General features: G+C 69.5%; 26 protein-coding genes and 4 pseudogenes. 15 read left to right on the top strand and 15 right to left on the bottom strand.

Annotation, left to right across the window (positions count from 1 at the left end):
- Positions 1-61: 61 nt before the first annotated feature.
- Entirely contained in the window at positions 62-1,492 is a 1,431-nt protein-coding gene (locus FB563_RS32040; RefSeq protein ID WP_055705918.1) for a M14 family zinc carboxypeptidase, read from the bottom strand.
- Between the two features lie 381 nt (positions 1,493-1,873).
- On the opposite strand from FB563_RS32040, the gene FB563_RS32035 reads away from it, so the two are divergent.
- The 5 genes from FB563_RS32035 (at position 1,874) to FB563_RS32020 (ending at position 6,257) form a co-directional block, all read left to right on the top strand.
- Positions 1,874-2,812, top strand: a complete 939-nt coding sequence (locus FB563_RS32035; RefSeq protein WP_244329061.1) for an SPFH domain-containing protein — start codon at positions 1,874-1,876, stop codon at positions 2,810-2,812.
- Positions 2,713-2,928: a DUF4339 domain-containing protein gene (locus tag FB563_RS44435; RefSeq protein ID WP_244329065.1), complete on the top strand. Its 216-nt coding sequence runs from the start codon at positions 2,713-2,715 to the stop codon at positions 2,926-2,928. Before FB563_RS32035 ends, FB563_RS44435 begins: the two co-directional genes overlap by 100 nt.
- 48 nt (positions 2,929-2,976) lie before the next feature.
- Positions 2,977-3,639, top strand: coding sequence for a TFIIB-type zinc ribbon-containing protein (locus tag FB563_RS32030; protein ID WP_234357974.1), 663 nt, complete (start codon positions 2,977-2,979; stop codon positions 3,637-3,639).
- A gap of 90 nt (positions 3,640-3,729) precedes the next feature.
- Entirely contained in the window at positions 3,730-5,109 is a 1,380-nt protein-coding gene (locus FB563_RS32025) for a hypothetical protein (protein WP_055709298.1), read from the top strand.
- On the top strand, positions 5,106-6,257 hold the full coding sequence (locus tag FB563_RS32020; protein WP_055709297.1) for an ARPP-2 domain-containing protein: 1,152 nt from the start codon (positions 5,106-5,108) through the stop codon (positions 6,255-6,257). The genes FB563_RS32025 and FB563_RS32020 overlap by 4 nt, the downstream gene beginning before the upstream one ends.
- A 354-nt stretch (positions 6,258-6,611) precedes the next feature.
- Here the strand turns inward: FB563_RS32020 and FB563_RS43240 are convergent, their stop codons facing one another.
- From FB563_RS43240 to FB563_RS32005, 5 genes are all read right to left on the bottom strand, one after another.
- Positions 6,612-6,926, bottom strand: coding sequence for a hypothetical protein (locus tag FB563_RS43240; protein WP_167528540.1), 315 nt, complete (start codon positions 6,924-6,926; stop codon positions 6,612-6,614).
- 54 nt (positions 6,927-6,980) lie between these two features.
- The gene (locus tag FB563_RS32015) at positions 6,981-7,532 is read right to left on the bottom strand and encodes a YwqG family protein (RefSeq protein WP_063797145.1); all 552 of its coding nucleotides are present in this window, start codon (positions 7,530-7,532) and stop codon (positions 6,981-6,983) included.
- A gap of 82 nt (positions 7,533-7,614) precedes the next feature.
- Entirely contained in the window at positions 7,615-7,815 is a 201-nt protein-coding gene (locus tag FB563_RS44430) for a hypothetical protein (RefSeq protein ID WP_234357973.1), read from the bottom strand.
- Positions 7,812-8,348 carry a rhomboid family intramembrane serine protease gene (locus FB563_RS32010; protein ID WP_234357972.1) on the bottom strand — a complete coding sequence of 179 codons (537 nt, stop codon included), beginning with the start codon at positions 8,346-8,348 and terminating at the stop codon, positions 7,812-7,814. The genes FB563_RS44430 and FB563_RS32010 overlap by 4 nt, the downstream gene beginning before the upstream one ends.
- 530 nt (positions 8,349-8,878) lie before the next feature.
- Positions 8,879-9,421: a hypothetical protein gene (locus tag FB563_RS32005; protein WP_425281748.1), complete on the bottom strand. Its 543-nt coding sequence runs from the start codon at positions 9,419-9,421 to the stop codon at positions 8,879-8,881.
- A gap of 418 nt (positions 9,422-9,839) precedes the next feature.
- Here FB563_RS32005 and dnaN point away from each other — a divergent pair, with 418 nt between their 5' ends.
- The 3 genes and pseudogenes from dnaN to FB563_RS31990 form a co-directional block, all read left to right on the top strand.
- Positions 9,840-10,979 carry a DNA polymerase III subunit beta gene (gene dnaN / locus FB563_RS32000; protein WP_055709295.1) on the top strand — a complete coding sequence of 380 codons (1,140 nt, stop codon included), beginning with the start codon at positions 9,840-9,842 and terminating at the stop codon, positions 10,977-10,979.
- Positions 10,980-11,028: 49 nt separating this feature from the next.
- The gene (locus tag FB563_RS31995; RefSeq protein ID WP_055709294.1) at positions 11,029-11,550 is read left to right on the top strand and encodes a hypothetical protein; all 522 of its coding nucleotides are present in this window, start codon (positions 11,029-11,031) and stop codon (positions 11,548-11,550) included.
- A 95-nt stretch (positions 11,551-11,645) separates the two neighbouring features.
- A pseudogene (locus FB563_RS31990) lies at positions 11,646-11,846 on the top strand (IS5/IS1182 family transposase); the annotation flags it as partial.
- A 78-nt stretch (positions 11,847-11,924) separates the two neighbouring features.
- Here FB563_RS31990 and FB563_RS31985 read toward each other — a convergent pair.
- On the bottom strand, positions 11,925-12,668 hold the full coding sequence (locus FB563_RS31985) for a transposase family protein (RefSeq protein ID WP_324615877.1): 744 nt from the start codon (positions 12,666-12,668) through the stop codon (positions 11,925-11,927).
- Between the two features lie 312 nt (positions 12,669-12,980).
- Entirely contained in the window at positions 12,981-13,589 is a 609-nt protein-coding gene (locus FB563_RS31980) for a GNAT family N-acetyltransferase (protein ID WP_324615876.1), read from the bottom strand.
- A 196-nt stretch (positions 13,590-13,785) separates the two neighbouring features.
- Between FB563_RS31980 and FB563_RS31970 the strand changes: the two are divergent.
- Positions 13,786-13,921: pseudogene (locus FB563_RS31970) on the top strand (IS5/IS1182 family transposase); the annotation flags it as partial.
- A gap of 87 nt (positions 13,922-14,008) precedes the next feature.
- On the opposite strand, the gene FB563_RS31965 reads toward FB563_RS31970, so the two are convergent.
- The 5 genes and pseudogenes from FB563_RS31965 to FB563_RS31950 all read right to left on the bottom strand — a co-directional run bounded on the left by FB563_RS31965 (position 14,009) and on the right by FB563_RS31950 (position 16,331).
- The gene (locus tag FB563_RS31965) at positions 14,009-14,395 is read right to left on the bottom strand and encodes a VOC family protein (RefSeq protein ID WP_055709292.1); all 387 of its coding nucleotides are present in this window, start codon (positions 14,393-14,395) and stop codon (positions 14,009-14,011) included.
- A gap of 141 nt (positions 14,396-14,536) precedes the next feature.
- The gene (locus FB563_RS31960; protein WP_055709291.1) at positions 14,537-14,887 is read right to left on the bottom strand and encodes an antibiotic biosynthesis monooxygenase family protein; all 351 of its coding nucleotides are present in this window, start codon (positions 14,885-14,887) and stop codon (positions 14,537-14,539) included.
- A gap of 130 nt (positions 14,888-15,017) precedes the next feature.
- The gene (locus tag FB563_RS44425) at positions 15,018-15,626 is read right to left on the bottom strand and encodes an SDR family oxidoreductase (protein WP_234357822.1); all 609 of its coding nucleotides are present in this window, start codon (positions 15,624-15,626) and stop codon (positions 15,018-15,020) included.
- A 32-nt stretch (positions 15,627-15,658) separates the two neighbouring features.
- A pseudogene (locus FB563_RS45595) lies at positions 15,659-15,804 on the bottom strand (NF041680 family putative transposase); the annotation flags it as partial.
- 128 nt (positions 15,805-15,932) lie between these two features.
- Positions 15,933-16,331 carry a VOC family protein gene (locus tag FB563_RS31950; RefSeq protein WP_055707406.1) on the bottom strand — a complete coding sequence of 133 codons (399 nt, stop codon included), beginning with the start codon at positions 16,329-16,331 and terminating at the stop codon, positions 15,933-15,935.
- A 93-nt stretch (positions 16,332-16,424) separates the two neighbouring features.
- Between FB563_RS31950 and FB563_RS31945 the strand changes: the two genes are divergently transcribed.
- Together FB563_RS31945 and FB563_RS31935 are read left to right on the top strand one after the other, a co-directional pair.
- Positions 16,425-17,414, top strand: coding sequence for a helix-turn-helix transcriptional regulator (locus FB563_RS31945; RefSeq protein ID WP_055707381.1), 990 nt, complete (start codon positions 16,425-16,427; stop codon positions 17,412-17,414).
- 897 nt (positions 17,415-18,311) lie between these two features.
- Positions 18,312-20,006, top strand: coding sequence for a SpoIIE family protein phosphatase (locus FB563_RS31935; RefSeq protein ID WP_055707382.1), 1,695 nt, complete (start codon positions 18,312-18,314; stop codon positions 20,004-20,006).
- Between the two features lie 52 nt (positions 20,007-20,058).
- Here the strand turns inward: FB563_RS31935 and FB563_RS31930 are convergent, their stop codons facing one another.
- Positions 20,059-20,427, bottom strand: coding sequence for an STAS domain-containing protein (locus tag FB563_RS31930; protein WP_234357823.1), 369 nt, complete (start codon positions 20,425-20,427; stop codon positions 20,059-20,061).
- Between the two features lie 139 nt (positions 20,428-20,566).
- Here FB563_RS31930 and FB563_RS31925 point away from each other — a divergent pair, with 139 nt between their 5' ends.
- The 4 genes and pseudogenes from FB563_RS31925 to FB563_RS31915 all read left to right on the top strand — a co-directional run bounded on the left by FB563_RS31925 (position 20,567) and on the right by FB563_RS31915 (position 24,440).
- On the top strand, positions 20,567-20,896 hold the full coding sequence (locus tag FB563_RS31925; RefSeq protein WP_055707408.1) for a helix-turn-helix transcriptional regulator: 330 nt from the start codon (positions 20,567-20,569) through the stop codon (positions 20,894-20,896).
- A 571-nt stretch (positions 20,897-21,467) separates the two neighbouring features.
- Positions 21,468-22,343, top strand: coding sequence for a PhzF family phenazine biosynthesis protein (locus FB563_RS31920; protein WP_055707383.1), 876 nt, complete (start codon positions 21,468-21,470; stop codon positions 22,341-22,343).
- Positions 22,344-22,681: 338 nt separating this feature from the next.
- Positions 22,682-22,869: pseudogene (locus FB563_RS45590) on the top strand (transposase family protein); the annotation flags it as partial.
- 68 nt (positions 22,870-22,937) lie between these two features.
- A complete protein-coding gene (locus FB563_RS31915) occupies positions 22,938-24,440 on the top strand; it encodes an ArnT family glycosyltransferase (protein ID WP_055707384.1) in 1,503 nt (500 codons plus the stop codon).
- Positions 24,441-25,052: 612 nt separating this feature from the next.
- Here FB563_RS31915 and FB563_RS31910 read toward each other — a convergent pair.
- Positions 25,053-25,427, bottom strand: a complete 375-nt coding sequence (locus FB563_RS31910; protein ID WP_142219124.1) for a hypothetical protein — start codon at positions 25,425-25,427, stop codon at positions 25,053-25,055.
- Between the last annotated feature and the right edge of the window lie 546 nt (positions 25,428-25,973).

The following is a 25,973-nucleotide window of genomic DNA, read 5'->3' as shown; positions in this document are numbered from 1 at the left end:
GCGTGCACGGGGGCCGTGGGTCCCTCCCGCCGAGACCGGGGGAGGGACCCGACCTGGGAGGTCAGCGGCGTGCGTCGGACGTGGTGGTGTAGGGGGCCGCGGCGTGCTGGGCGGCGTAGAGGAGGGCCGGTTCGATCTTCGGCCAGAAGTAGCTGTCCTGGCAGGAGAACGGCGGAGTGAAGCCGTCACAGCCGACGCCGTCACTGTCGCCGATCTCGATGGTGAAGCTGGCCAGGCCGAGCTTGTCGTAGGTCCAGTCGTCGGTGCCGCCGGAGGCGTTGTAGAGGATCTCGCCGGCCTGGCCGTACTGGTAGCCGGTGAGCGAGGCCATGTGGGCGGCCAGCGCGCGCAGGGCGGTGTCGTTGCCGGTGTGCACGGAGGCGTCGTACTCCCAGGGGAAGAGCACCATGCTGGCATCACTGTGCAGCGTGATCATCATGCCCTTGGCGTTCGACGGCGCCGGGGCGGTGTCGCCGGTGCCGGTGCGCACCGCCGGGAACAGCTCGCGGAAGAGGCTTTCCAGAGCGGTGTTCTCCACCTCGGAGTTGGCGGCCGGGCCGCCGTAGGTCTGATCGCACGCTGCGCTGGAGGTGCCGGAGGTGTGCCAGTGGGAGCCGGTGTTGCGGTTGAGGTCGACCCCGATCTGGCTGTAGGCGCTCACCCCGCACCGGGAGCCGTGCGAGTCGTCGGCGTTCTTGCGCTGCAGGACGGGGTTGTCGCCGCCCGCCGCGACCATGTCGACGCCGTCGGGGTTGGCGTCGGGCACCACCCACATCTCGGTGGTGTCCATCAGCTTGGTGATCGCCGGGTCCTTGCCGTAGTTGCCGGTCAGCGCGTCGATCCAGCGCCACGACATCTCACCGGTCGTCAGTTCGCGGGCGTGGATCTGGCTCATCAGGAAGAACCGCGGCTTGGCCGAGTTCGGGCTGAGGGCGCAGTCGCCCGCCTGCATCTTGGTGATGCATATCGCCTTGAGATCGCGGCCGCCTCGCCCGTGCTGCTTGAGCCACGACTGACCGTAGGTCACCACCTTCGCGAGATCGGGGTGTTGCGAGCCGGTGTTGTCCATGTGGGAGTACTGCGCGGTGACGGTGTGGTAGCCGCCGTCGAACGTGTCGCCCGCGGCGGCGCGCGTCACCGCGGCGGGGGAGGGGATCGCCTCGGTCAGCGTGGAGGCGATGGCGGGGGTGAAGCCGAGTCGGCGCAGTCCGGCCGCGGTCGATGCGTCGCCGGAGACGAACAGGCTGTTGCCGTCCCGCTTCTCCAGCAGGTCGTAGCCGGAGTCGGTGAGGCGCTCGGCATCGGCGAGCGGATGCCGCGTGGGCACGCGGTAGACGACGACCGTACGGTGCCCGCCGTGGGGGCGGCCGGTGGTGGTGGCGCGGCCCGCTGTGGCGTCCGCGCCGGTGCCGGCCAGTGCCACCTGCGGCAGCAGGGCCGTGGCGACGATGACGGCACCGGCGGTCAGGCCCGCCAGGCGTTTGTATGCCATGGAGGTGACCTTTCGTGGGGGATGGTCGTGCCCAATATGGCATGTTCATGGTGAGAACGACATGGCTGGTGCGGTGCAGCCCCGAGTTGTCCTGAACGCGTGTGCGCTTGTGCGACGAGGGTGGGTGGCTGCGTCCGTGCAGCCGCCCGGCGCCCGCGGGCCCTGCGGGCTCCAGCCCCTCCCTCGGGCGCAGCGAGGGGATGCCGTAGTCACCGAAGCTCTGCCGCCGGAACGCGAAAATCCTTGGTCGACTCCCCGGCCGTTCAGGACCGGTGAGCCTCGCACGGACCGTAATGGGCATGCTGTCGGCTGATCGCTTGATCGCCGTGTGGTCGCCGACCCGGACCGACCGGGGAGCGGCGGTCTCCGGAAACGCGGGAAGTGGGGAGCACCGAGATCAAGATGGGTGCCCGGCTCGTGGTACGCGAGTCGCAGGTGGCCGTCTTCGTCAACGAGGGCCGGCTGGCGGGCGTCCACCAGCCCGGCACGTACACCCTCTCGACCCAGAACATGCCGGTCCTGTCCACACTGAAGGGCTGGAAGCATGGCTTCGAGTCTCCGTTCAAGGCCGAGGTCTACTTCGTCACCACCCGGCAGTTCACCGACTTCAAGTGGGGCACCCAGAACCCGGTGATCCTGCGGGACGCCGACTTCGGCATGGTCCGGGTACGCGCCTTCGGCACCTTCGCCGCCAAGGTCGCGGACGCCGCCGCACTGCTGCGGGAACTGGTCGGCACCGACCCGCAGTTCCGCACCGAGGAGGTCGGCGAGCACCTGCGACAGCTGATCGTCTCCAAGCTGGGCGGGGCGCTGGGCTCGTCCGGCGTGCCGCTGCTGGACCTCGCCGCCCGGCAGGACGGCATCGGGCAGCAGCTGGCCAAGGCGCTGACCCTGGAGCTGTCCTCCACCGGCATCGCCATCCCCCGGTTCTGCATCGAGAACATCAGCGTCCCGCCGGAGGTCGAGGCGGCGATCGACACCCGCTCCTGGATGGCGATCACCGGCAACCTGGACGACTACGCCAAGCTCCAGGGGGCCGACGCGATCTCGATCGCCGCCGCCAATCCCGGCACCGGTGGCGACGCCCTCGGGCTGGGCGTGGGCATGGCACTCGGCCGGCAGATCGTGCAGAGCACGTCCGGTGCGGCGGCTCCCCCGGTCCCGGCGGCGCAGGCCCCCCCGCACAGCCCGCTCCCGCCCCCGCCGACGTCCCGCCGCCGCTGCCCACCCCGCCGCGCTGGTTCCTCGCGGTCGGTGGACAGCAGCAGGGCCCGTACGAGGAGAGCGCCCTGGCCGGGCAGGTGGCGGCCGGCAACCTGACCCGTACCACGCTGGTCTGGCGCAGCGGGCAGGCCGCCTGGCAGCCCGCGGACCAGGTCCCGGAGCTGGCGTCGCTGCCGGCCGACGTCCCGCCGCCGCTGCCCCCGCAGGGCTGAGCGCCGCCACCCGCAACCTGCCCGCAACAGGCCACGAAGAGAAGCGAGTTGACGGATCAGGGCGTCGCGCCGGCGCCCGACCGGGCGTTCCCGTGCGAGGCGTGCGGCGGGGTCAGCGAGTACGCGCCCGGGACGTACGCGCTGCGCTGCACGTACTGCAGGCACGAGCAGGACATCACGCCGATCCCGCGGCAGGTGACCGAGCACCCGATCGAGGAACTGGCCGCGCTGCCCCGCCGGGCATCCGCGCCGGGCCGGGTGAAGGTGTACACCTGCCCGGGCTGCCACGCGGTGACCGAGAGCGAGACGCTCAGCGACAAGTGCCAGTTCTGCGCCACCCCGCTGGTCGCGGACGCCTCCGGCACCGAGCGGGTGGTACCCGAGGCGGTACTGCGCTTCGGGGTGGGCCGTGAGCAGGCCCGTGACGCGCTGGCGAGGTGGACCAGGTCCCGCTGGTTCGCGCCGAACGAGCTGAAGAAGGTCACCGAGGCGGAGACCTTCCAGGGCAGCTACGTGCCGCACTGGACGTACGACGCGCAGACCACCACCCAGTACACCGGCCAACGCGGCGAGCACTACTGGGTGGAGGAGGAGGACTCCGAGGGCCGCACCCGGCAGGTGTGCGGCACACCCACTGGCACCACACGTCCGGGACGGTGGGCCGGTTCTTCGACGACGTGCTGGTGCCCGGCAGCGGCCAGGTACCGGTGAAGGAACTGGACAGGCCGGCCCCCTGGCCGCTGGAGGAGACGGTTCCCTACCAGGAGGAGTACCTGGCGGGCTTCCTTCGTCAACGCGGCGATCACCTCCACCGGCCAGCGTGAATTCCACAGCGACGCGGGCGAGCAGCGGCTGTCCTTGGACTTTCTCCATGAATACATGCTGGGGAACTACCGTGACCTGTACGCCGGGGTCCTTGCGCTCGACATCAACGACTACAACGCAGTCCTCATCATCCGTCGCCTGCTGGAGACCGGCGGTGAGGCCACCGCCGAACAGCGCCGCAGCGAGGGCCGTCTGATCGCGTCCCGTCTTGCGACACTGCCGCCACAACGCGTTTACGGACTGTTCGATGCCCTGCGCCGGGCCAGGGTCAACAACCGTCGCAGCCGCGCGATCATGCGTGACTGGCTGGCCGCCCGCCCGGACCTGGCCTTCGACGCCGTGAAGTACCGCAGCGGCCTCAAGCGAGCCCTGCGCCATGCACACCTGGCCCCCGCCGGCGAAGAGCTGGGGACGTTCATGTTCGCGCCGCTGGACCGCCCGCACTATGCGACACCCCTCCTGGAGACGTGGCGCCGCGCGCACTACGAGCAGGCCGCCCTGTATGAGCTGCCCTATACGGTTGCCGAGGGCTTCGCCGCCAGGTACGGCATTCCCCGGGATGTCTTCCTGGAGCGCATAGCTCCCCGGATGACCCGCCTGGAGACCTTGCGGCTGAAGGATTCCGCGCACAAACGTGGTACCGCAGGGATACAAGCGGATTTGGCCGGGATGCCACTGACCCGATTGGCCACCTATGTGCTGTCGCTGCCGGTCGAGGCCCGTCGGCGCCGGCGTGCCGAGCTCACCCACGCCCTGGAATCGGCCGCCGACCGGGTCGCGGGCCGCCACCGGGGGAGTTGGGGCAAGGTCACCGCAGTCCTGGACGACAGCTTTTCCGCCTTCGGTTCGGTGCACAAGCGTCGTCGACCGCTGGCCGTGGCCCTGGCCTGCCATTATCTGCTCGCGGCCCTTGCCGGCGACTACACCGGGCTGTGGACGTCCGGGCGGACCGACACGCTGCTGACGTATCCGTACGGGCCGACGCCGGTTGGCCGGCGGATCCTCGACGCGCTGGACACCGCCCCGTCCAGGCTGGTGATCGTCTCCGACGGATGGGACAACGCGCCTCCCGGCCTGGCCGCCGAGGTGCTGCGGATCTGGCGGACCCGGCTCGACCCCGAGCGTCGCACCAGCATCGTGCATCTCAACCCCGTCTACGACGCGGCCGACTTCGATGTGCGTCGGCTGTCCGCGACAGTGCCCACCGCGGGTATCCGTGACGCCGAGGACCTTCCCGCACTGGTGGAACTCGCCCAGTTCGCGGAAGGCCGGACCGGCCTGGCCGAACTGATCACTTACATGGACACCCGCGCGGCCCGCATGACGAGCGGACACCACCAGGAGCGGGCGCGATGACCACAGTGGACCTGACGGGCCTGGCCACCCGCCCCTCCCAGGTCTGGAACGCCGTCCGACTGGTGCCCCTCGTGCGTGACGAACCCGTCGGCGACCTCCGTCTGCACGCGCAGCTCTACGGCGACGCGGCCGGGCTGGTCGAGGTCGGCCCACGCCATGCCTATGTCTCCTACGTCCCGCACGGATTCGTCGCCACGTGGACTGCTGACGGCACGCCGGCAGCCGCCTACGGCACGCAGCTTTCCGCTGACGCCAACTCGGCTCCCGCCGCCACGATGGGCCTGCGCTTCCACCGCAGAATGGCCCGCCGCCAGGCCAAAGACCGGCTGCGGTTCCTCCCCGTGCACCTGGCACTCGAAGGCTACCTGGCACTGCACTTCGGCGGTCCCTCCCTCGCCTGGGAGCAGTGGTCGCAGCGTGCGATCCGCCAGGGACTCTCTCCTCGTGTCGAGGAAGCCTATATGGGTGCCGAAGTACGCGGGCTCGCCGACGCCTTGCGCGTCTTCGAGATCCACCCCAACCAGTGTGGCGTGATCGTCTACGTCGCCGACGCGCTCGCTGCCGCGTTCGTGGTCCCGCATCCCGACGACTACCGTGCACTCCACCCCACGCTCCTGCAGGACCTGTACGGCGAACTGATCCACCACTACGCCACGCTGATGCCGCCGGTGCCCGAATTCCGGGCCCGCATACCTGACTCGCAGATCCGCTCCCTGACGGACCTGCGCACGGCGGTTGCCGAACAGGAACATGCCTGGACGCGTTTCCACGACACGACCATGGCGACCGGCCTGCTGGAACGTCCGTACACCTGGCAGTCGGTCCACCGGATGGGACGCTTCACGCTCTCCCGCTTCCTGCCGCCGTTCCGCCCCAAGCAGGAGAACCACATCGGTGAGGCCATCACCGACGACCGCGGCAGGATCGCCTACCTCAAGACGTTTCGCCTGTCGGAGACCCAGGTTCGGCGCGGCCACCTTCTCAGCAGGCTTGCCGCAAACGACTGGCACCTTGCGGACACCGCCGTCGATCTTGGCATCGGTGAGGCTCAGCTGGGGCTCCGGCTGGAGTCCGCCGGCTTCGGTTTCCTGCTCCGCCAGGACGTCTTGGACGGATACCGCAAGCAGGCCCGAACCCGAACCGGATGAGCGCGGCACGTTCTGGCACAGTGAATGCCGGATTGAAGGCGGCAGCGCCGGAAGGGCGCGGCAGGGCGGGGCGGGGCGGGCACGGCGACCGAACCAGTGAGCGTCTTCCAACCTGTCGCTCGTCTACCCGACCGGGCTGGACCTGCCCGGCTCCGCCCTCCGCCTCCTCGCTCGCACTCGCTCACGCCAGCAGGCCGTCAACCGCGCGTACGCGACGATCCGCGCGCTCGTCGAACGGGCCATCGCCACCCTCAAGCCTCTCGCCTGGCCTCACCTTCCTCGTGGAGAACCGGGCTACCTCCTCCGATGAGTTTCGGTCACGGGAGTGGCCCACGTCCGAAACGACTATGAGACCTACGGCAACGGCGTACGCCACGTCGTCGTCCTGGACCCCGACGGGAACAGCCTTTCCCTCGCCGAGGTGCCGAGCGGCTGCGGCAGATTACTTTCGGCCACGGCCGAGGTGAGGTTGTCATAGCGGACCTGCCCGGCCGGCACACCACCCAACCTGTCCAGCCGTGCACCCAGCCGGAAGGCGAACAGGTAGTAGCGTCCGCACTTCGATCCGCGCGACGATCCGCCGCACGGTGTGCCGCTGTTGGCGCGGCGCGTCCAGATCCGCCCGCAGAAGGCCAACATGCTGGGTCCGCTGAAGGGCGTCAGAGCCACGCCGGCCCACACCGCACGCGAGAACGTCACCCTGGGTACGCCCGAGTGGGGTCCTCATCGCTGCCAGAGGAAGGCGGCCTCGGTACAGGAACGGCAGTGAAAGACGTACCCGCGGCCACCTCCGCCGAAGTTGGCGGAGGTCGCGAAGTCGTATCCCTCTTCGAGCTCGGCCGTGAATGTCATACGGGCGGCGCAGGAGGGACAGTCGGGAGTCTCATCGCCCTGGATCCAATCGGGTTCACCACCCAGCCGTCCCAGCACCGGCTCCTCGGTGGGGACATCTGAGCGGTGGGGATGCAGAGCGGTGACCGCATTGAGCAGTGTCTCGCCGTCGGCGGGGACGGCGGCCGCCGCGAGTGGGCCTCTGAACACGTACGCTCGGTTGGCGCCGGCGGTGGCATCCCAGTCGTCGCACATGCCGGGTTCGTTCTGGCAAAAGAACACCGCGACCACCCCTAGGTCGAGGGGCAGGTGAGCGAGAAACTGCATGGGCCCGCCAAACTCGCGGCACTTCGGCCAGACGAAGCCATCCGGGACGAGGGGCAATCCCCCCGTGCGCAGTTCAGGAGAATCAACGAGGGCATCCCCGCCGTGGATCAGCAGCATGGCCACACACTAAATGCAGCCTCATCACACCCCCACCGAGGGTCGGCCGGGCGCTGCCGCGCCCAGATGCGCCGGACCGGCCTCAGAGCAGACCGAGGTCGCCGAGTTCCTTGTGGAGGTCGGCGCGCGGGTGGTCGGAGCGCCCTTGAACGTTGCCGCGCGTGGCCGGCCCCGGCCCCTGGCGAGAGCCCGCGCCTGCGTCGGCCCGCGAGCGCCGGTCCCGGAAGACCCACGCCCCCACCAGGCCGCCGATGAGCCCTCCCAAGTGTCCCAGCCAGCTCACTCCCGGCGTCCCAGGACGGCCACGGTGAGCAGGTAGGCGAAGGAGGCCGCCATGACCACACCGATCAGCGTGTCGATCAAGTGCCGGTCGAACAGTCCACGCACGACGACGTAGCTGAAGTATCCGAAGATCAGGCCGCTGGCGCCGACCGTATCCACGTCGCCTCGTTCGAAGAACCACACCGCGAGCCCGCTGGTCACGCCGACCAGCAGGCTCAGACCGAGAAAGCGCGCCACCCCTCGGTAGGCGGCGAGAAAACCGAAGACGAACAGTGGCCCGGAGTTGCTCTCGATGTGCGCCCAGCTCCAGTGCAGCAGAGGCGCGACGAGGATGTCGGGCAGCGTGCCGACGTCGCCGGACCTGACTCCGTAGTCCTTGGAAAGGGAGTAGTGGTCGGCGTAGTTGACGAGCTGCAGCACCCAGACGAGCGCGAGGCCCCCGAACATCACGAAGAACGCCTTGCGCGCCTCCGCGATGACCTGCTCCGCGCTGACAGGCAAGGCGTCCGCCTGGCCTCTGTACGACGCACCCATGGCACGCTCCCTCCCCCGGCGGATCCCATCCGCACCGCAACACGGCACACTCTACGTAGTCTCGGGTGTCGCTGCAGGCTACGGAGGTGCCGGGCGACTGCCACAGCCGTCGAATTCGGGCGGCCCGGCTCACCGGCAGCGGCCGGGATGCGCCGGTCTGCACCGAAGCCGGCCCCGCACCTGACCACCGGGGTGACGGACCGGCTCGCGGTGAGCGGCTGGTCGGGCCGCGCCGTTCGGAGATGGACGCGCTGCGGCTGTGCGTGCACCTCGGTGCCCGGCCGACGGCCTGGAGGAGAAGGTGCGCACCGCGCGCCGGCTCGGCGCTGAGGCCGACCGGTTCGGCCGTGAGTGCGGCGTCACCTTCCGCGCTGGCCAGCCGGTGGGTAGCGGGCGGTCGAGCCGCTCGGGCTGAGGCCAGTCTGCCGCCTCTTACTTGGCAACCCGCAGTGGCTGTGCCGCACGAGAAGGGACAGCACCTGGAAGCCGGTGTCCGCTGCCAATGAGCCCAGCCACGGGCGTCGGGTTCGTCAACCGGCCAAACTGCGGCGCTGCGCGGTGCGATGGCGGCGGTAGTAGGAGATCGTGACGGCTGCGGTCAGGGGGCCCCAGAGGACCAACGGCTGGTAGAGAACGCCGACGACCAGGTTCCCGGTAGGTGTCATGTTCTCGTGTGGATACGTCCACCACCAAGGGACGTTGCCCCAGATCACGGTCAGAATCGCGGCGCCGAGGAGGCCAGGGACGACGGCGGCCATGGGACGAACCCTTCGTCCTCCGATCAGCGGTATCCAGTGCGGGACGACCTCGCCCCACGGCCGCACCAGGCCGATCGTGAGCAGGGTGGCGAGCTCACAGAGCACGCTCAGCGTCAGCATCCACACCTTGGCCCCGAACGTGTCGAAGGGCCTGAAGCCCGTCTCTGTGTAACCGGCGGGGTATCCGAGCACCAAGGCCATGCGCCAGAGCCCGCTCGGCAGGACCACCAGTGTGGTCAGGTGCGCGGCTCGGATGGCCCATCGGGGTGGCGCCGCTGCGGACGGGGCGGGAGACGAAGGCGGGTGAATGCTCATGCGAGTCATGCTCACGCGCGCCCCAATGCTTTGCGTCAGCCTGCGCGGCGGACTCGGATGAGCCGCCTGCACGAGACCCGTGCGGCGGGATCAGACAAACGGGGGAAGGGCCGTCATCCTGCCAGCCGATGTGGCCGACGGGACGTAATCAGCTCAACGGCGTTGAGCGACGCGGTGGCGGAACGGCGCAGGTCCCCCAGCGCATGGACTGCCAGTGCCGACACCGCCCGTTGGATTTTCGGAGGAGGAGCTTGCGGTTCTGGCACCGAGCGCGGTCGCGAGGGAGTCCAAGTCGGGCGTCACGACCATCGTGGGCTCCCTCGCCCTGTGCGGGGCGTGCCGGGACGGACCGAGCGTTGTCAGTGGCGACATATAGCGTGCGTGGACCAACTGGTGCGACGCGATGGGGAATGTACGGATGGAGTTCCGGATCGAGCGAGGCGCTCTCGCCGAGGCCGTGGCCTGGGCGGCCAGGTCGTTGCCCGCACGTTCGCCGGTGCCCGTGCTGGGCGGCTTGATGCTGGACGTGGCGGAGGGACAGCTGTGTATCTCGGGCTTCGACTACGAGGCGTCCGCGACCGTCGAGGTCCCGGCCGAGACGCTGACAGCCGGTCGGGTGCTCGTGCCCGGGCGCAGACTGCTGGACATCTGCCGGGTGTTGCCCGAGACGATGGTGGCGTGCGCGCTGGAAGGAGCGCGCTTCACGATGGAAGGGGACGGTACGCGCTTTGGCCTGTCGACCTTGCCCATACAGGAGTATCCGGCCCTTCCCAGGCTCCCCGCCTTTCGCGGAACGTTGGATGCGGCAGAGTTCGCGGCGGCGGTCGCACAGGTCGTGATAGCCGCCGGCCGTGACGACTGCCTCCCGGTGCTCACAGGGATCCAGCTCCGGCTGGACGGCGAGTCCATGACGTTGGCCGCTACGGACCGATACCGGTATGTCGTGCGTGTGGTGCCGTGGAAGCCGGAGGGGGCGGTTTCCGATGCGGTGGAGGTGGTCGTTCCCGGCCGCAGGCTGACCGAGATCTCCCGTGCGCTGACGAAGTCGGGGCTGCTCCGCATCGGGTTGAACGGCACGGGCGGCTCGAGTGGTGGCTCGATCGCCTTCGAGGGAACCGGGATGCGTACAACACTACGCTTGCTGGAGGGGCGGCTGCCACGCTACGACAAGTTGTTCACACTGGACAGCCCGGCAGTCGCGGTCACGGAGCGGGAGGCGCTCGCCGACGCGGTCCGCCGTGTCGCGGTCGTCGCGGAGCCGAACAGCCCGATCCGGCTCGACTTCTCCGCCCAGGGAACCGTCCTCCTGCAAGCGGGGTACGAAGACGACATCGCTTCACAGCAGCTCGCGGCCACATTGGCCGGCGCCGATCATCTGGCGGTCGCCTTCAACCCGGCGTACTTGCTGGAAGCGCTCAACTCCTTCAACGCCTCCCAAGTGCGTCTTGAACTTCTGGGCCCAGGCCGGCGGGCACTACTCAGTGGCGCACCGGACGAGGAAGACACGGCGCGTGAAGACCACCGTCATCTGCTCATATCCGTACGGCAACTGAGCTGACGAACACCCGGAGCGATCCCTTGGAGTTGATCACCTAGGATCGCCTCTCATGCGGATCGTCCGGATCACGCTCCTGGTCATGGGAGCCATTGTCACGCCCTTCGTCGGGTTTGCTCTGGGCGCGATGGCTGCCGCTGTCCTCGCAACGCGGCTGACCGGTGACCCGACTACCGTGGACACGGCGATCCCGCTGGTTGGCATCGGCGGAGCCGTTGTCGCTGTCATCTGCTGGACCAGGCTGCTGCGCTGTGCGCACTACCGGCGCCTGCGACGGCGGCGGCGCTCCGGCCCGGCCGTGCGGGGGAAGGTCGTCGCGGCGCGCACCGCTTTTGTCAAGAACCCGCGAGGGCCAGGGCACTGGACGGTGCGGCTCAAGGTGGCTTGGACGGATCCCAGCAACGGATGCACACACGAGGCGAGCAAGGCTTTCAGGTTCACCGAGCGGAACGCCGAGCGTGCCCGCGACTTCCAGCGTCGCCACGGCGTCGAATCGGCGATCGGTGTGTTGCCCGGTCGGCGGGGTGGGTTCTTGCTCGACGTCCCGGAGCTGCCCGCGTGGTGGGATCGCTGATCGGCGTAGTTCGCCGGTTGCAAGTCACAGCCCACGTATTCGCGGGCCGTCCCAGAAGCGCTCTGGCGGTGGCCCGCTTGGAATCCCGCACCAGGAACACCCGGCTCGTGCTCGCCGTCGGCCCGCCCTTACCCGGCAACCGTAACGACTGCAAGGCGTGGGAGCTGTCCGGCACGAAGGACGCCGTCGGCCGCACCACGGTCATCGCGGACGGCGGCTACCGGGGCACCGGCCTGGTCATCCCGCACCGACGCGAACGCAGCCGGACCGAACCCCCGGACTGGAAGGAGGCACACACAACGCCTCTCACCGTAACGGTCTGGGGAGAAATTGAGCTTCGGGCGTGCTCGCCTGGTGGTTCGGCTGGTGGGTGATCAGCGGACGGTGTCGCGGATGAGGACGAGTTGGGTGCTCGTCCGTCGGCGGGTGGCCCGCTGCGCGGATCGGTCGGAGACGAGTGAGGCGATCGTGAGATGGGTCTCGGCGTAGGTATCGCGGCGTCCGGTGAAACGGCGCAGGGGTGCCCATTGGCGGAGTTCGGCGTTGGTGTGCTCCACACAGATCCTCGCCGGGGACTGCCGTCGCCGTGTCTCGCGCCAGGCATGCTTGTCACCGTCGCACGCCTCGTCCTTGGGCTTCTTCGGTGGGGCGCTGACCTGGCCGGGGAACTCTTTGGCCAGCCCGAGGTAGCCGGAATCGACCTTCGCCTTCACGCCGGGACGGGTGCGGAACTGCTCGGCAATGCCCTCGGTCCGCGCGGCGGTCTGGTCGTGCATCCGGCCCGGGCGGACCAAGCCGGACAGCAGGGGGCGGCCTTGGCCTTCGCTGAACGTGGTGGTCTTGATGGTGTTCTGCTTGCGTTTGCCGGAGACGAACGCCCGGCGCCCAGGACGGTCGGCCTGCGGGCGGCGGACCTGGGTCTCGGCCCCGTCGAGCCGCAGCTCAACGCCCTCCGCCTCGGTGTAGGCGAAGACGTCCTCCAGCGTCTTCAGCCGCAGGCCGGGCCGGTCGGGCACAGCGAAACCACGGGCTGCCAGCAGCGGGCGGACCTGGCGGATGGCCGCGGAGACGGTGGAGCGATCCACCTCGAAGAGCTCGGCGAGCACCGCATGCGGCAACTGATGGCGCAGATGGACCAGGGTGACCAGCAGCCGATCGAGGAAGACCAGCTTGGGCTTTCTGCCGGCACCCTCCGCCCCTCCGACGCTCCCCGCCCCGGGCCTCGCGGAGCGCGGACTGCCGCGCAGCCTCCCATGCCGTGGCGAGTTCGGCGAACAACTCGCCGGAATGTGCGCGTGAGACGCCGGACAGGGCAGGATGGGAACAGGCCGTACGGGCCCAGGTCAGCTTCACAACTCGCCCAACCCGTGCGGCCCTTCTCATGTCACGGCCCGACCGGGACGATCACCGTGTCCGCCGAGACCGTACAGCTACCCGGCCTGAATGGCGTCTGCCGGAACCTCGAAGATGATCGTGAGTCCGTCGCGCTCGTCCCCCTGCTCGCCGATGCGCGTGAAGCCGAAGCCCTCGATGCACGCCAGGGAGGCGGTGTTGTCGGATCCGATCCTGGCGCGCACGGTCCTGACGTCGGGGTCGGCCGCGGCCCTGACGAGCAACGCCCTCAGCATGGCGCGGGCATAGCCCTGGCGGCGGTACCCGGGCACGACGGTATAGCCAACCTCGACCATGCCGGCCTCATCCGGCGGCCCGTGGAACCCGGCGTCGCCAACGACGACCCCGTCCGGCTCGGACACCGCGGCACGCGTGATCCAGGGCGCGGCAGAGGGGTCCTTGGCGAGCTGGTCGGCGCGGTAGCCGAAGATCCAGCGGGCTCGCTCACCGACGAAGTGTTCGTCAAGGGCGACCCCGGCCTCGGCGCTGCCGCCAGCGAGGTCACCGTCGGCAAGCGCCCGCAGTGCCTTTGCACTGAGCTCGACGAAACGGACGCGTTTGGGGGCGGAGAGAGGTTCGTTGTTCATCGCGGTGATGCTCACCCAGAGCCGGAGAACTGTCCACCGGTTTTCGGCCTTGGCGGACATGGAGACGGCCACACGGACGCCGCGACACCCACGCCGAGACCCATCTCGCGATCGTCTCGCTCGTCTCCGGCCGATCCGCGCAGCGGGCCACCCACCGACGGACGAGCACCGAACTCGTCCTCGTCCGCGACACCACCTGCTGATCACCCACCAGCCCAGCACGCCCGAAGCTCAATTGCCCCGGGCCCGTAAGATCCGCACCTACGTCGAGCTCGTCTTCGCCTGGATGAAGAGTTGGAGGGTTCCTCCGCGACTGCCGCCTGAAAGGTGCCGGCGTTCAGCACCCCATGCCCGGCATCGCCCGCCTGCACAGCCTCGCCCTGGCCGGGTAACACAGAAACGGGCTGATCAACCAGCACACCGTAGCGAATGCAATCCCGCCCCCGGCGAAGCCATGTTCCGCTGGGCGGCCATCGGCCTCACGACCCGGCGCCGCCCGGGGTGAGGAGTTCCATGAGATGTCCGTCGGGGTCGCGGAAGTAGGTGCCCCTGCGGCCTTCGGTGTGCTTGCTGTGATAGATCTGCCCAACTTCTTGGCATGCCGGATCGGCGTAGTGGGTGATTCCGCCGTGCTGGATGCGGGCGAGGGCGGCGTCGAACTCCTGCTCGCTGACCATGAACGCGTAGTGGTGTGCCTCGAAGTCGTCCAGCTGGTCGTAGTCCAGGCTGACCCGGTTGGCCAGCGTGACCGGCGTGAAGTGCGCCACCGGCGGATCGACTCGCAGGCCGAGGATTTCGGCCAGGAATTGCGCCGAGGTTTGCGGGTTACGGGCGGGGACGATGGTGTGATTCAGTTCCACGGTCATGGTGACTCCTCTTCGGGGACGGGGCTACGCGTGGTGGGGTGCTCGGCGGGCCTCGGCGGCCCGGCATGGTGCATGGATGGGTGACTGCCCGGGTGAGGGCGGGGCTTCTCCGACTGCCCTCACCCGGCTACCGCTGCTGTGTCACACGTCGACCGGTTCGAAGATGTGCGGGTACGACACGATGTCGTCGGGGAACTCGGCGGCCATGCGCTGGAACTCCGGGCTGCCGAACGCCGTGGCGAGCGCCTGGGTCGACTCCCAGACCGCGACGTTCATCATGAGTTGACTGCCCGCCGTTCCCTTGTGCATCCGCAGGGAGACGAATCCCGGCTGAGCCTTCATGTACTCCGCCTGCCTCCGGAAGAGGGGAAGGAACGCTTCAGTCCTCTCCTTCGGAACGAAGAAGGTGTTGGCCAGGACGATGGGCCCGCTCTTCTCCTTGAACTGCGCGAACATCGGCGTCATCGGGTCCAGGCTCTGCAGCTTGGCCATCTTCGGTACTTCCTCTCGCACGGGTACTGCTTTCCGGGGACCGTTCCATCGTCCCGGCGAAAGCCGGCCGTGAAGTCAGCCGCAGTTCCCGTTCCGATGGGCACCCTCGGTCGGACCGCGCGAAGCCGCGTCATACCTGGGCACGACACCGAACCCTGAGGGGCGCGGCGCGGGCTCGCGGCCAGCGGGCGAAGAGGTGAGTCTCCGTCAATCCGCGGGAGGCCAGCTGCAGATACCCGGGGAACCCCTCGCGCGTGCGATGGACGTCGTACAGGCGCCGGGCCAGGAGGGCGGGACTGCTGTGCTCGGCGTCCGGCCGGATGGCTTCGGCGATGATCAGCTGGGTGGCGTGGATGTTCTCCGGAGCGAGGGCGTCGTGGAGCATGCGCGCGTACGCGCTCTCGGCGGCGTAGGCGATTGAGGTGCCCGCCCGCTCGGGGTGGGGGCGTACGGCGCTGCCGCCGTTGACGAACAGCAGGGTGCCTCTGCCCAGCGCGCGCATGCCGGGCAGGACGGCGTTCACCGCGGCGACCGGGCCCTTGACGGAGAAGGCGAGGGGCGCGTCGAGATGACCGGCGCCGGTGTTGAGGACCGGAAGCAGCCACGGGCCGCACGTCTGGGCCACCGCTGCTGAGCTGATCATCATCGGCAACGGGCGGCGGGCACGCTGGCGGACCCGGGCAGCGGCGCCGGCTCCCAGCTGTTTCAGGCAGATGCGAGTGAGCGCAGCAGCCTCCATGCCGACCACGACACGGCCCCGAGCCTCGGCAAGCGTGGAAACGGGAAACGGGGAACGTCCACGGTTCCGAGGTTCAGCGCGTCGTACATGGCGCCGTGTCCGCGTCGGTGCTCGGCACCTGCGTCAGGTCCACCGGCGCCGTCCCTGGCCAGTCCAGACGCAGTAACGCGTTCACCAGCCAGACGTCCTTCGGGGGCAGCGGTGCTTTCCGATGTCCCCTGCTGGTGGCGCTCCTGGACTCGGCGGCCGCATGCACCGGGAGCCCTGGGATCTCCGGGCTCCCGGCGTGAGCGGCTCTGCCTGGCGTCAGCGTGCGAACTTTTCGATGGCCGCTGGGGTGACGGGGGTGAAGAAGTTGACGAGGTTGCCGTCGGGGTCACGGAACAGCAGCGACCGGTTGCCCCAGGGCATCGTGGTGGGCTCGTTGACGAAGTCGGTGACGAAGCCGGTCAGGTTCTGGTGAACGCGGTCCACGTCGTCGACGAGGAACTCGATGATCACGCTGTGGTTGTCTGCCGGGCGGGCAGAGCCCGGGGCAAACAGCGTGACGGTGCGGGTGTCGGCGATCGCGAGCGTGGCGCCCGCGGTTTTGAGTTCGGCGAAGTCCTTGGTGGCCCACGTCGCCCGCGCCCCTGTGGCTCGCTCGTAGAACTCGACGAGGCGCGCTACGTCGCTGGTGATGATGCGGATCGAGACGAAGTCCATGGAGTTCTCCTTGGCGGTGCTGGAGGCGTGCACGTCGCAGGCTAGGAGAAATAGGGGACAGAATCGGTCCTGTATTCGCGTTAGGGTGCGACCATGCCTCGACCTACCGGCCGCGTGCTGACACTCCTGGAGCTGCTGCAGTCGGGCGGCACCCGGACCGTGGCCGAACTCGCCGACCGACTCGGCGTCGAAGGGCGCACCGTGCGGCGGTATGTGGACCAGCTGATCGACCTGGACGTGCCCGTGGAGTCGGTGCGCGGCCGCTACGGCGGGTACCGGCTCGCCCCCGGGTACCGTTTGCCTCCGCTCATGCTCAGCGACGACGAGGCGCTGGCCGTGCTGCTCGGCCTGGTCGCCGGCCGCCGAGCAGGCTTGACCACGACAGAGCAGACGGCAAGCGAGACGGCATCGGCGAAGATCCGGCGGGTGCTGCCCAAGCACATCGCCCGTCGGCTCGACGCACTCCTGGAAGCTCTCGCCTTCACGGATCAGCTCGATGATTACGACACCCCGAATGCCGAGGTCCTGCTCACCATCGCCGATGCGGTGCGCCACCGCCGACCGGTCTCGATCCGCTACACCGACCGCGGCGGACGGCGCAGCGAACGCACGCTGCACGCAGACGGGATCGTCGCCCACGCGGGCCGGTGGTACGTCACGGGCAGGGACGCCGAGATCGGCGAGGACCGAACCTTCCGGCTCGATCGCATCGCAGACGCGCGGACCCTGCCCGGCTCATTCGAAGCACCCGTGGGTCCCGCTCCTGCACAGCGCGTGTTGTCAGGCTTCGCCACGGCCGAGTACCGGCATGAGGTGACCTTGCGGATCCACGGGACGGTTGAGCAGATCCACGCCCACCTTCCCGCCAGCGTCGCCAGCGTGGAGGAGCACGCGCCCGCGGTGGGCGAGGACGGGGCGACCGAGCGCTGGCTGCGCGTCGAGCTGCGGGCGGAGCGGCTCGATTGGTTGCCGCCAGTACTCGCCTCACTCGGTCGGCCGTTCGTCATCGAGCGTCCCGATGAACTGCGCGACCTTGTCATCGCGCTCGCCGATCGTCTCGCGTCCTATGCCCGCCAAGCCTGACCTCGGAAGCGCCAGTGGGATTCGAGGTCGCCGTTGGAAACGAAGGCACGCAATCGCAGGACCGATTCGGCTCCGGGCAGACCACATGGCTCGCCGCCCTCCGCGCAACCCGAGGGCACGCGCCGAGCCTCGACCGCTCCGCTCCCATGCTGGCCGATGCGCGGTCCCGTGCGGAGGGGGAGAGCATCACAATGTCTCCTTCGCCCAAGGCGACAGGTGCACGGCTTCGAGGCGGGCGCGTTCGACGCGGCGGTCAGCCGCTGCGGGGTGATGTTCATCGAGCAGACCGCCTTGTAGCCGTCGGTCTACTGATCACCGGTCTCGCTGCCCAGCAGGACTGAACCAAGGCTCACTGCTCTGACCTGGTCGGATGCCGTGAGCTTCGGTCGTTATTGGTTGGCATCGGGTGACCGCGCACGGCTCATGGACGGCCCAGAGCCAGTCCATACGCATCAGCCAGTCCGTCAACAGCGGATACCTTCGATGGGGACTGTATGAACCTCATCCGACGACAGTCAGCCACGCTGGCGGGTGCGTCGGCGGATTGGCGGGTGTGTCGACGGATAAGCGTGCGCATGCCTCGCTGCACCCCCACCGACCTCAGCCACGGTGCGGTGCCGTCGACGGGAGCAAGCCGCGCCGACCGGGCCGCAGGGCGGCGCGGAGTTGATCGCCTCGCCATGATCGCAGCCTGGGAAGCTGCGATCATTTGCCGCGGGCTCGCGCGCTGACCAGGGTGAACGGCGTTGCGGTGGTCGCGTCGGGCGGCTGCTTGAACCGTGATTCCCCGCTGGTCCCCGCTCGGTCCGGTGCGCCTTGCGAGGGTCGGCCGTGTCCCAGGGGGAACCCGGATCGCAGCGATGGCCCAGGTGATTCCTCCAGTGACGGGAGGCAGCAATGAGGGGCCCGGATGGTCCGCGGGAAGCGGTTGTCAGGGCTCTCGACGCCCTCGGTACGGGTGCTTACCTGACGGACGAGCAGGGCTTCATCCTCGCCGTCAACGCGCGTGGCGAGGAACTCCTGGCCCGCCCCGCGTCGGATCTGGTCGGCCAGGACGCCCACGATCTACTGCACCGCACCAGCTGCGGGGAACCAGTGTCGAGAGCCCAGTGCCGGATGCGGGAGAGCGCCCTCGGCGGGCGCACGGAGCAGGGTGAGGACGAGTGGCTCGAGCGCGGAGACGGCACGCTGTTGCCGGTGGCGTGGCTGGCCACACCCTGCGACATCGGTATCCGTCCGTCGGTCACGCTCTTCCTCTTTCACTCCGTCGGCCGCGCCGGACGTCCCGCCCAGCGGCCACCGGCCGGCGGACGGCTCTCCGAACTCGAACGGCTCGCTCTGCTCGCCGAGACGACCACCCTGCTCACCTCCACCCTGGACATCCACGAGGCGCTGCGCCGCCTGATCAACCTGGTGGTGCCCCGCATCGCCGACTGGGCCGTCATCGACCTGATCAGCGAGCGGGACGAAGTATCGCGCTTCGCCGTCGCCCACGCGGAAGGCGGAACGGTGGTGTTCCGGGAGGACCTCCAAGGGCCCATGCCGCCGGTGCCGCAGGAGTCCCCGATGCCCCTGTCCCGCGCGCTGCGCGGCGTCACGTCCTCCTTCGCCGGCCCCGAGACCTACCAGGGACCGCCCGACTCCGGCATTGCGGTGGAGCAGCGGCGCCTGTTCGAGGCGACCGGCATGCACTCGGCGATCGTGGTCCCCCTCCGCAGCCTGCACGACGTACTGGGCGCCCTCACCCTCGGCCGCGCCGACCAGCCCGATCGGTTCACCGCGACCGACGCCGCCCTGCTGGAGGACATCGCCCGACGTGCCAGCCTCGGCCTGGAGAACGCCCGCCTCTACCAGCGCCAGCGCAAGGTCGCCGAAACCATGCAACGCCATCTGCTGCCGAAGCTCCCGCGGACGCCCGGCCGCAGCATGACCGCGCGCTACCTGCCCGCGCCGGACGCCTCAGAGGTCGGCGGCGACTGGTACGACGCGTTCACCCTGACGGACGGCGCCACCGCCCTCGCCATCGGCGACGTCGTCGGCCACGACCTGGACGCCGCGGCCGGCATGGCCCAGCTGCGCAACATGCTCCGCGCGTACGCGGTGTCCCAGCAGAAGCCACCGAGCAAGATCGTGGAATGGCTCGACCGGGCGACCCTGGACATCGCGGAGGTCTCCATGGCCACGCTGGTCTTTGCCCGCATGAGTGAGAACGACGCCGGCCAGTGCGAGCTGTCCTGGACCAACGCGGGTCATCCACCGCCGCTGCTGGTCACCCATGAGGGCATGGCCCGCTATCTGACCGACGGCCACGGGATCCTGCTGGGCGTCACACCCGCCCAGGTCCGCCCCGACGCGACAGCGGAACTGCCACCCGGGGCAACCCTGCTCCTCTACACCGACGGCCTGATCGAGTCCCCGAGCCACACCCTGGACGAGGGTCTGACGCGTCTGAGCCGCCACGCCGCGTCCTTGGCCCACCGCCCCCTGGAATCCTTCACAGACGAGCTGTTGGCGCGGGCGCGCCCACCGGACAACGACGACGACGTGGCCCTGCTGGCCGTACGGTACGGGCCGCCGGCCTCGTCCTTTTGAAGGGTGGCGGTTGAATCCAGTGGCGCGCGGCCGACCTCTCCGGCGGGGGGACTCAGGAGACGACAGCGTCATCCACCGTCTCTCGTATCTCCAGGACGTTGTCGGCTCCGGTGATCTCAAAGAGCCGCTGAAGCTGCTGGGGTGGGGCGACCACGCGCAGGGTGCCCGTTTGGTGGGTAAGGATCAACAGATTGAGAAACGACGAGTCCGCGAAGACAACCCCTGAGGTGTCCAGGACCACCTTCGGATGCTTGCTGGCGGCGGCGCTCAGTGCGTCCGCCAGAGGCGGGATCGAGTGCATGTCGTAGGAGCCGTGAGCGGCGACGACCCAGGCCCCGCGCCATTCGTACTGAATCACCGTAGCCTCCGGGACGTCCTCGCCGGCCTGGTCCGACCACTGCTTCCCGCCGATGTTGCTCATGAGTCTTGGCATGACACCTTCATCCCAGGACACCCTCAGGCTCCTTCCGTGCCTCTTGAACGCGGGAGTAGTCAGCGAATACGTGAAAAGTATGTCATGTATCTGGGTTCCGGCAATGGTGTGCCGTAAAATGCTGGGCATGGCTGGAGTGCCCGAACCCCACACCGGATGGACGTTCATCACCAACCACGCGCGCGTACTGGCAGCCATCGCCGACAACCCGAACGTCCGGATCCGCGACATTGCCGCCCGCTGCCGACTGACGGAGCGCGCCGTCCAGCGGATCATCTCCGATCTTGAGCAGGACGGTTACCTCTCCCACACGCGTGATGGGCGCACGAACACCTATCGCATCGAGCCGGACAAGGTGCTGCGCCATCCAGCGGAAGCCGGCCTCTCCGTGGCCTCTCTGCTTTCATTGCTCGTGCAGGATGAGAGCGAGCGCGTCAGTAACCCGGTTGCTCGGTAGCGGCGTTGGGCGAGCGTCGTCGGCGAGAAGCGGAACCGGAAGCCCGATGGGGCCGGGTACCCGATGGGCGGTTCGTCGCGGAGGCCGATCGGTTCGGCCGGGAGTACGGTGTCGCCTGCCACCCGGACCGATCGACGGCGGGCCTGCGGCTGACCCGACTGCGTTGAGCGGCAACCGTGCCGTCTTCGTTCTCGCCCGCTCGAGCCGGCCACGTCTACAGGCGTAGGACGTGCCGCGTGGCGTCACGGACTCATCGGGGCGGCACTCCTCTGGCGGCGTTGCGGTGCTGTGGCCGGTCCCCGAGCCGGCTGTGGCACCGCCAACCGCGGGGGAGTGCTTGCCGGCAGGCCTTGCCCGGCCATTGCCCCTTCTCCCTGCCCTGGCGCGGGAACCCGAAGGCTGAGCCCCTCCTTCGGGCCCGACTGCATTCGGCGAGCGAGACGGGCCCGGTGGATGCGAAGGGCCGCAAACACCCGTCACTGGTTCCCGCCGGGGTCTGTCGCAGGCGATCAGCTCCTCGGTTGGGCTGCTCCTGTGAAATAGCCGCTGGCTGCCTCGCGTTGCTACGAGCATGACGACGAATGCGCCGCAGCCCGAGGTGCTGCGATACACCGCCTTCTCCAGTGCCCCCGATGGCGGAAACCCCGCCGGCGTTGTTCTGGACGCCGCAGCCCTGGACGGCAGCGACATGCTGGCGATCGCCGCCGACCTTGGATACTCGGAGTCCGCGTTCCTGACAGCGCCTCCGGAGGGCCTCGGCGGTCAGGAGGGGCGGGCATACAGCATCCGTTACTTCAGCCCGAAGGCCGAGGTGCCGTTCTGCGGGCACGCCACCGTCGCGACCGCCGTCGCGCTCGCCGAGCGGCTGGGCCCCGGGGAACTCGTTTTCGCGACGCGCGCCGGTATCGTGCCGGTGGAGGTGGCCGAGGACGGCGGGACGGTCAGGGCCACGCTCACCAGCGTCGAGCCGTACATCGAGGAGATCGCCGACGCCGACCTCACGGAGGCACTCGCCACGCTCGGCTGGCCGGCCGCCGATCTCGACCCGGCCTTCCCGCCCCGTGTGGCGTTCGCCGGTGCCCGGCATCTCGTTCTTGCGGCGGCGACGCGCGAGCGCCTCGCAGATCTCGCGTACGACTTCGCGCGCCTCGAAGCGCTGATGCTCCGCTTGGACCTCACCACGCTCCAACTGGTGTGGCGGGAGTCGGCCACCGTCTTCCATGTCCGTGACCCGTTCCCGGTCGGCGGCGTCGTCGAGGATCCGGCAACCGGCGCTGCGGCCGCAGCGTTCGGTGCGTATGCCCGTGAACTCGGCCTGGTACCCGAGGACGCCGTCCTCACCCTGCACCAGGGCGAAGACCTCGGCCGCCCTGGCGAGCTCACGGTGACGCTGCGCGCGGGTGACCCGCGCGTCCGTGTCAGTGGCGCAGGAACTCGCATCAGCTGAGAGCCCCGCGCAGCTGGCTGGGCACTCAAGTGGTGCCGGCTCATGGCCGGCCCGCGGCGTGCAGGTCGCCTGCTCCGGGTGCGGTGGAGGCGACCTGCGGTGTGTGGCGGGCTACAGAAGCCGTCTCGAATCGGAGGGCAGCCGGCAGCGGCAACTCGGGGTGGTGGCCAGTCGCCACCGCCGTCGGCCTGTTCGCCCTGCCTGCGGATCGGGATCGCCCATAGCGGGCCGACGACCGCGGAGGCCGCCGTCGGCCATGCTCCTGTCCCTCCGTTCGGCTGTCGAGAACTATCGGTACTCGACGAACCTGCGGTCGTGATCGACGCCAACAGCCGCCCGGTGGTGGCGATCTCATTCCACACCGCAATCGGTGAGGTCAGATGCACTTCAGTCCACGGCAAGAAGCGACAACGGCGTCCACTGCCGGGCGCGGGCCCGGGTGGAAAACGCCCTGCGGCGGTTGAAGAACTGGAGGATCCTGCGGGACTGTCGGCTGAAGAGCCACGGCGTTCAGCGACCCCTTCTCACCGGCAGCAGGGACCCATCGTCTTCGGGGACCTTCTCCGGCTCCGTCTGGACTGTCAGAATGCCGCCATGCACGTTCGGGGGGATGCGCAGCCGTGCCCGCGGCGGTTCGCAGCCGGGCCGGTCGGGGGGATCGCGGCTGCGGCCGCGACGCTGTTGATCGCGCTGTCGGGCCGCTACGGCTTCCATCGCGACGAGTTGTACTTCCTGCTCGCCGGCCGGCACCCGGCCTGGGGCTACCCGGACCAGCCACCCCTCACCCCGCTGCTGGCCCGGCTTGGCGCGGAGCTCTTCGGCCCCACCCCGACGGGCGTGCGGATCCTGCCCGCGCTGCTCACCGCGATCACGATCACGCTCACCGCGCTGATCGCCCGAGAGCTGGGCGCCGAACGCGGCGGGCAGGTACTCGCGGCGGGAGCCGCGGCCTGCTCGGGCTACACGCTGGGAATCGGCCACCTGCTCTCCACCGCGACCTTCGACCTGACGGCCTGGCTGGCGATCATTCTGCTGACGCTCCGACTGCTGCGCACGGGCGAATTCCGCTGGTGGCCTGTACTGGGAGCGTTGGTGGGCATCGCGTTGCTGAACAAGCTGCTGGTGCTGGGGCCGTTGCTGGCCCTGGCGTTGGGCGCGCTGACAGCCGGACCGCGGGGCTTCTTCGTACCGCGTCCACGCGCACTGCTGGGCCCGCTGACCGCGGTCCTCGCCGCGCTGCCCTTCGCGATCCCCACGCTGTGGTGGCAGGCCGTGCGCGGTTGGCCCGAGCTGACGGTGGCTCACGGAATCAGCGCCGATGTCGGAGTCGGCGGGCGTCTGCTCGCCCTGCCGATGCAACTGCTCCAGTTCTCCCCGGTACTGGCACCCCTGTGGCTGACCGGGTTGAGCCGGCTGTCGCGCCGACCGGAGCTGCGCTGGGCCCGACCGGTCGTGGTGGCCTGGGTGGTGCTGTGCCTGCTGGTGCTGGCCGGCGGCGGCAAGGGGTACTACCCCATTCCGCTGCTGTACGCGATCAGCGCCGCCGGCTGCGAGCCATACGCCCACTGGATCCACGAGCATCGCGCCAAACTGGCCGGCGGACTGCTCGCAGCCCTGCTCACCGGCGCCCTGGCCGCCCTGCCGGTGCTGCCCGCGTCGGCGCTGACCGTGCCGATGGCCGTTGACCCCGACCTCGGTGAGGAGGTCGGCTGGCCACAGCTCGCACGCGCCACCGCCACCGGCTGGGAAGCGATCCCCGCCGACCAGCGAGCCACCGCCGTACTGCTGACCGCGAACTACGGCGAGGCCGGGGCCATCGCGCGGTACGGGCCCGCTCTCGGCCTGCCCGCACCGTACTCCGGCCACATGGGCCTGCACGCCTGGGGCCCGCCACCGGCCAGCGCCACCGGTCCGGTGCTGCTCGTCCACCCAGCGGGGTATGCCGAGTTGGAGCAACACTTCACCGCCTGCCACACGGTGGCGCGGGTCGACAACGGGCTCGGCACGGCGAACCAGGAGCAGCACGCGGCCGTGGTGCTCTGCGCGGGGCCGGACCGGCCATGGCCCGTGCTCTGGCCGCTGCTGCGCCGATACTGAGCAGCCCCACGAACGACCTCGCCCCGTGGACGACAGTGCCGTTGCGCTCGTTACACCGCGGCGCCGCGGCTTTCGGACCTGGCGCCGGGGGAGTGGGAGACAATCCACCACCGTCGCCGTGCGGTTCGGGCGTACGACGTCGTCGCGCATCAGCAGGCGGCGATGCCCGAGCAGCTGTTCGCGCCCCCGGCCGCCGCCCGCCGGGCACGGCGAGCAGGAGCCGGAAGCCGGACAGGAGTCACGCACGGACGTGGAAGCCCTCGATCCCACGGCCGAGCGGCTGCGCCACCTCCCATCGTCCCCCAGCCCGGGATCTACGAATGCGACTGCGGCCAGGGTCAGGAGTACGGCACCGACGTGCAGGGGCACCGGTTCCCGCCCCTGTATGACGCCTGCAGCGGCAGCGGCTGGAAGCAGAAGGCCGCCTCGCACCCCGGGCCACGAGCAGGGCGCCCGTCCCTTGGTCGAGTGGCGGGCCCGGTCACGGCGCCGCTTCGAGCTGGCATTCTTCACCTGGGCGAGAGCCATCCCACGATCCGCGACCCCAGCGCGCTGCTGGCGAGGGCGGTGTTGCCGTGGCCTTGGCCATAGGTGTCGGCAACACCACGTGCTCTACCAGGTGGCGGTGCAGTCCTCGTCGTTGGGGTAGGAGTTGTCGCAGGCGAAGAGCTGGACCGTGGACTCGTCGGAGTAGGAGTACCTCTTGCCCTCGGTGGGCAGGTACTTGGTCCTGTCACTGGTCCAAAGGACCACGTAGACGGACACGCCGTGGCTGGCCGAGGTGAAGCCGTAGTGACCGTGGTAGCGGCCGTCGGAGTTGCGGTACCAGGTCTTCCAGACCGTCGCCGTGCGCTTGCCGTCCGGCAGCCACAGCGTGGTGGAGCGGTAGGTCATCGGCTGGACAGCCGTATGAGGCGCCGCCACCGCCGCTTGAGCCGGGGCCCCCGCACCCATCAGCGCGGCCGCGAGACCGAGTGCGCCAGCCATGCCGGCCCATCGCGTGATCGTCTTCCGCATACTTCCCCCTTCGGGTCGAGTCCCTCTCACGGGACGTCGCTTGGGTTCATGCTCCACGGCTGTGCTCACGGCTCACAGCGGCCGCCGGTCAAAGGACGCGTTTTCGGGACGTCCCACGTTCTGAACTGGGCTGACGAGGCCGGGGATGAGATCGGCGCGGGACGGGGGACGGCGGCGTGGCGGCTCTCGCGGTTCGGTCCGGGGATGCTGCGCCGTCGGCCGGCGGGAACCGGGCGCCGGTGATCGTCCAGCTGGTGCGGGCCGGCGAGGTCAACCCGCCGGTTGATGTCGTCCGAGGTCCACCGGGCCTTGCCCGTCGGAGGCGTCACAACCGCAGCGAACCACTCGGTCCTGTTCTGGGCCTCTTCACGCTGCTGACAGTCCGCGATGTCGCCCGCCGGCCGTGACACGGGCTGCCGCACAGTCCGCTCCGGCTCGACGTTCGCGTCACCGCCGTGGGGGTGCATCAACACTGACGTTTCCGACCGTCCCGGTCTCCATCACGCAAGTGCGGCT

Source organism: Streptomyces puniciscabiei (assembly GCF_006715785.1).
Classification (GTDB): Bacteria; Actinomycetota; Actinomycetes; order Streptomycetales; family Streptomycetaceae; genus Streptomyces; species Streptomyces puniciscabiei.
The sequence above is the reverse complement of the archived record's forward strand: the minus strand, read 5'-3'. Positions and strand labels throughout refer to the sequence as shown.